Below are 2,086 nucleotides of genomic sequence, written 5' to 3'. Positions count from 1 at the left end.
CCCGTCAGCCAGACGAAAAGCGAAAATAAAACGCTTGACTCTGCAAGAGGAAAGCGTAATATACGCCACCTCGAGTTAGCAAGCGAAAGCGCGTAACTCACTGCTCTTTAACAATTTATCAGACAATCTGTGTGGGCACTCGCAGGATTGATATCTCAGATACCTTCGGGTATCACAAAAAATATCAAGTCTTGAAGAGTGACCAAGCAGTAATTCATTTAGTTGAATTATTACGAAAGTTAATTTTTGAGCACCGCTTCACAAGTTGAAGCAAATCAAGCTTTTAATTGAAGAGTTTGATCATGGCTCAGATTGAACGCTGGCGGCAGGCCTAACACATGCAAGTCGAGCGGTAGCACAGGGAGCTTGCTCCTGGGTGACGAGCGGCGGACGGGTGAGTAATGTCTGGGAAACTGCCTGATGGAGGGGGATAACTACTGGAAACGGTAGCTAATACCGCATAACGTCTTCGGACCAAAGAGGGGGACCTTCGGGCCTCTTGCCATCAGATGTGCCCAGATGGGATTAGCTAGCAGGTGAGGTAATGGCTCACCTGGGCGACGATCCCTAGCTGGTCTGAGAGGATGACCAGCCACACTGGAACTGAGACACGGTCCAGACTCCTACGGGAGGCAGCAGTGGGGAATATTGCACAATGGGCGCAAGCCTGATGCAGCCATGCCGCGTGTATGAAGAAGGCCTTCGGGTTGTAAAGTACTTTCAGCGAGGAGGAAGGCATTGTGGTTAATAACCACAGTGATTGACGTTACTCGCAGAAGAAGCACCGGCTAACTCCGTGCCAGCAGCCGCGGTAATACGGAGGGTGCAAGCGTTAATCGGAATTACTGGGCGTAAAGCGCACGCAGGCGGTCTGTCAAGTCGGATGTGAAATCCCCGGGCTCAACCTGGGAACTGCATTCGAAACTGGCAGGCTAGAGTCTTGTAGAGGGGGGTAGAATTCCAGGTGTAGCGGTGAAATGCGTAGAGATCTGGAGGAATACCGGTGGCGAAGGCGGCCCCCTGGACAAAGACTGACGCTCAGGTGCGAAAGCGTGGGGAGCAAACAGGATTAGATACCCTGGTAGTCCACGCCGTAAACGATGTCGACTTGGAGGTTGTTCCCTTGAGGAGTGGCTTCCGGAGCTAACGCGTTAAGTCGACCGCCTGGGGAGTACGGCCGCAAGGTTAAAACTCAAATGAATTGACGGGGGCCCGCACAAGCGGTGGAGCATGTGGTTTAATTCGATGCAACGCGAAGAACCTTACCTACTCTTGACATCCACGGAATTCGGCAGAGATGCCTTAGTGCCTTCGGGAACCGTGAGACAGGTGCTGCATGGCTGTCGTCAGCTCGTGTTGTGAAATGTTGGGTTAAGTCCCGCAACGAGCGCAACCCTTATCCTTTGTTGCCAGCGGTTCGGCCGGGAACTCAAAGGAGACTGCCAGTGATAAACTGGAGGAAGGTGGGGATGACGTCAAGTCATCATGGCCCTTACGAGTAGGGCTACACACGTGCTACAATGGCGCATACAAAGAGAAGCGACCTCGCGAGAGCAAGCGGACCTCATAAAGTGCGTCGTAGTCCGGATCGGAGTCTGCAACTCGACTCCGTGAAGTCGGAATCGCTAGTAATCGTAGATCAGAATGCTACGGTGAATACGTTCCCGGGCCTTGTACACACCGCCCGTCACACCATGGGAGTGGGTTGCAAAAGAAGTAGGTAGCTTAACCTTCGGGAGGGCGCTTACCACTTTGTGATTCATGACTGGGGTGAAGTCGTAACAAGGTAACCGTAGGGGAACCTGCGGTTGGATCACCTCCTTACCTGAAAGAGTCGAACTTGCGTAGTGCTCACACAGATTGTCTGATAGAAAACGAGCAGTAAAACCTTATAGGCTTGTAGCTCAGGTGGTTAGAGCGCACCCCTGATAAGGGTGAGGTCGGTGGTTCAAGTCCACTCAGGCCTACCAAATTCTCCCCTGTTCTGCGTTGCAACTCCGGCTCGCATATTAATATATGCGTCGCGAAGTCGCGCCTTGAACAGTGAAGAATTCACGGTAATCAAAGGTTTTACGAAATCGATGGG

Annotated in this window: 1 tRNA gene and 1 rRNA gene; both read left to right on the top strand. The window is 52.1% G+C overall.

The features are described from left to right. Window positions 1-284: 284 nt before the first annotated feature. Window positions 285-1,824 (top strand): 16S ribosomal RNA (locus tag EHN07_RS08180). A 69-nt stretch (window positions 1,825-1,893) separates the two neighbouring features. Further along, a tRNA-Ile gene (locus EHN07_RS08175) sits at window positions 1,894-1,970 on the top strand. The last annotated feature ends 116 nt before the right edge of the window (window positions 1,971-2,086 follow it).

Origin of the sequence: Buttiauxella warmboldiae, from assembly GCF_003818135.1 — a bacterium.
Classification (GTDB): domain Bacteria; phylum Pseudomonadota; class Gammaproteobacteria; order Enterobacterales; family Enterobacteriaceae; genus Buttiauxella; species Buttiauxella warmboldiae.
The sequence above is the reverse complement of the archived record's forward strand: the minus strand, read 5'-3'. Positions and strand labels throughout refer to the sequence as shown.